This window comes from Microbacterium sp. HMWF026 (assembly GCF_003061325.1).
In the GTDB taxonomy this organism is placed as follows: Bacteria; Actinomycetota; Actinomycetes; order Actinomycetales; family Microbacteriaceae; genus Microbacterium; species Microbacterium testaceum_E.
In genome coordinates this window covers 5,931-9,051 of record NZ_QAJB01000157.1, presented here as the reverse complement: position 1 = coordinate 9,051, position 3,121 = coordinate 5,931, and the positions used below count along the sequence as shown (strand labels likewise).

The following is a 3,121-nucleotide window of genomic DNA, read 5'->3' as shown; positions in this document are numbered from 1 at the left end:
CGTATCTATGAGCTTTCTATGGCGAGCGTTATGGGATTGCTGTGAGCTGCGCCGCCACCGTCGCCAACCCGCGGCGACGAGCAGTCCGATCGCGGCCCCGGCGGTGTTGGCGACGACGTCGCGCACGTCGGCGACGCGCGTGGGCAGGAACCACAACTGGGTGAGCTCGATCGCCGTGCTGAGCGCCGCGGCCAGAACGAGACCCCGCCACCACCGCCCGCCCCACGCTGCCACCAGCAGACCGAGCGGCACGAACATCGCCACGTTCGCCGCCGACTCGACGACGTCGAAGCTCACCCAGGCGGTCGCGGGCGACGCCGCGAGCAGCCGCAGCAGATCGCCCAGGATGCCGCCGACCTCGGCGTCGTAGATCGAGGGGCGCAGCGTCATCCACCACACCGCGAACGCGTACACGCACGAAGCGGCGACGAGCCCTGCCCGCCGCCGCTTCGTCATGGTCGACCCTCGAGGATCAGTGGGTGTCTTCGGCTTCGATCTCGGTGCGGTCGCCCGACCACAGGGTGTGGAAGGTGCCTTCCTTGTCGACGCGACGGTAGGTGTGCGCCCCGAAGAAGTCGCGCTGGCCCTGGATCAGGGCGGCGGGCAGACGGTCGGCGCGCAGGCCGTCGTAGTACGCCAGCGACGAGCTGAACGCGGGGGCGGGGATGCCGGCGGCCGCCGCCAGCGCGACGATGCTGCGCCACGCGTCCTGCGCGCGGCCGAGCGCCTCGACGAAGTACGGGGCGGTGAGCAGCACGGGCAGCTCGGCCTCGGCGTCGTACGCCTCGGCGATGCGGTTGAGGAACTGCGCGCGGATGATGCAGCCGCCGCGCCAGATCTTCGACACCGCGCCCAGGTCGATGTTCCAGTCGTACTGCGCGGCGCCGGCGCGGATCTCGTCGAAGCCCTGCGAGTAGGCGACGATCTTCGAGGCGTACAGCGCCAGGCGGACCTGCTCGATGAAGGCGTCGGCATCCTGACCGGACAGCACCTCGGTGCCCGACGGCCCGGGGAGCCCGCCCGAGACCTCGCGCTGCTCGGGGTGGCTCGACAGCGACCGGGCGAAGGTGGCCTCGGCGATGCCCGACACGGGCACGCCCAGGTCGAGCGCGGTCTGCACGGTCCAGGCGCCGGTGCCCTTGGCGCCGGCCTGGTCGAGGATGACGTCGACGAGGGGCTTGCCGGTGTCGGCGTCGTTCTGACGCAGCACCTCGGCGGTGATCTCGATGAGGTAGGACTCGAGCTCGCCGCGGTTCCACTCGGCGAAGACGTCGGCGATCTCGGCCGGGGTCTTGCCCGTGGCGCGGCGGATGAGGTCGTACGCCTCGGCGATGAGCTGCATGTCGGCGTACTCGATGCCGTTGTGCACCATCTTGACGAAGTGGCCGGCGCCGTCGTGGCCGACGTGGGTGACGCACGGCTCGCCCTCGGCGACCGCGGCGATGGACTTCAGGATCGGGCCGAGCGTGGCCCAGGCCTCGTCGGAGCCGCCGGGCATGATCGAGGGGCCGCGCAGGGCGCCCTCTTCGCCGCCCGAGACGCCCATTCCGACGAAGTTGATGCCCGTGTCGCGCACGGCCTTCTCGCGGCGGATGGTGTCGGTGAACAGAGCGTTCCCGCCGTCGACGATGATGTCGCCGGGCTCGAAGACCTTGACCAGCTCGTCGATGACGAAGTCGGTGGGGCGACCGGCCTTGACCATGATGATCGCTGTGCGGGGCTTGGCCAGCGACGCGGCGAAGTCCTCGTACGAGAACGAGGCGACGAAGCCCGCCTCGGGGTGGTTCTCGAGCACGTGCTCGGTCTTGTCCTGGCTGCGGTTGAAGATCGCGACCGTGTTGCCCTCGCGGCTGGCGAGGTTGCGGGCGAGGTTGGAGCCCATGACCGCGAGCCCGACGACGCCGATGTTGGCGCGGCCGTCGCCTTCACCCGCGGGGCGCGAGCCGGCGTCGGCGGTGGGACGCTCGACCTCTTCGATGCCGGGTGCGCCTTCGTGCACCTGCGCGGCCTCGTGCGGGGACTGGTCCTGGTCGTTCGAGGGGCCGGTCGGGGAAGGGGTCGACTTCATTCGTTGCTCCGTGTTCGGGTGCGAGGAAGGGGTGTGCGGACGCACGCGGGCCGCCTCCGCCACTGTATCGGCTCGACCCGGGGGTGTTTCAGGACGGTGTATGAGTGAGCTGGAGCCGATCGATGACGGTCTGCACCTGCTCGCCCGGGGTGAGGTCGAGATCGACGCGGATGGCCTGCTCATCGGCATCCGGCATCTCCAGCGTCTCGAACTGCGAGGTCAGCAGCGAGGGCGGCATGTAGTGCCCCTGGCGTCGCAGCAGTCGCTCGAGCACGAGCTTCGGGTCGCCCATCAGAAGCACGAACGTCACGTCGTCGCGGCGCAGCACGTCGCGGTAGCTGCGCTTGAGCGCCGAGCACGTGATGATCCCGGGCCGTCCGGCGTGCACCTGGCCATCGATCCATCCGGCGACCCGGTCGAGCCACGGCCAGCGGTCGTCGTCGGTGAGAGCGTGACCGGATGCCATCTTGGCGACGTTCTCGGCGGGGTGCAGATCGTCGCCCTCTTGGAAGTCCCAGCCCAGACGGCCCGCGAGCATTCCCGCGACGGTGGACTTGCCGGTTCCGGCCGGGCCCATGAACACGAGGACGGGGACGGTGGTGGTCATAGCTTCTCTCTTCGTCGGGGAAGGGTCAGATGGTGCGGCGCACTTCGGACAGGACCGCGGCGACGTAGCGCCGGGTGTGCTCCTCGGCCGCGTCCGCGTCGGCGCGCCCGATCGCGGCGGCGGTCTCGACGTGGTTGTCGAGCGCGTCGGGATTCGGGATGCCGGGTGTCAGTCCGTGCATCGCGCGGCCCTCGATGGCGGCGGCGATCGGCGCGCGCGCGGCGGCGAGCATGAGGTTGCCGCTCGAGAGCAGGATCAGGTCGTGGAAGGCGATGTCGGCCGCGAGGTACTCGGGGGAGTTGCCCAGGCCCGCGGCGCCCAGACGCGCGAGCTCGTCCGCGAGGCGCAGGATCTCTCCGCGCTGCAGGTCGGTGGCGCGGCGGGCGCTGAGCCGAGCCGCGACCGGCTCGATCGCGGCGCGCAGCTCGGTCGTGTTGACGATGAGC

4 protein-coding genes are annotated in these 3,121 nt (G+C 70.7%); all 4 read right to left on the bottom strand.

All coding sequences use genetic code 11. The features are described 5' to 3' along the window. Window positions 1-456 (bottom strand): VanZ family protein (locus DBR36_RS06805; RefSeq protein WP_146185263.1); only part of this gene is annotated, 456 nt, incomplete at its 3' end. 16 nt (window positions 457-472) lie between these two features. Next, a complete protein-coding gene (gndA, locus tag DBR36_RS06800; protein ID WP_108318149.1) occupies window positions 473-2,068 on the bottom strand; it encodes an NADP-dependent phosphogluconate dehydrogenase in 1,596 nt (531 codons plus the stop codon). An 88-nt stretch (window positions 2,069-2,156) separates the two neighbouring features. Next, window positions 2,157-2,675, bottom strand: a complete 519-nt coding sequence (locus DBR36_RS06795) for a gluconokinase (protein WP_108318148.1) — start codon at window positions 2,673-2,675, stop codon at window positions 2,157-2,159. 25 nt (window positions 2,676-2,700) lie between these two features. Next, window positions 2,701-3,121: FadR/GntR family transcriptional regulator (locus tag DBR36_RS18255; RefSeq protein ID WP_258222605.1), on the bottom strand; the 421-nt coding region annotated here is incomplete at its 5' end.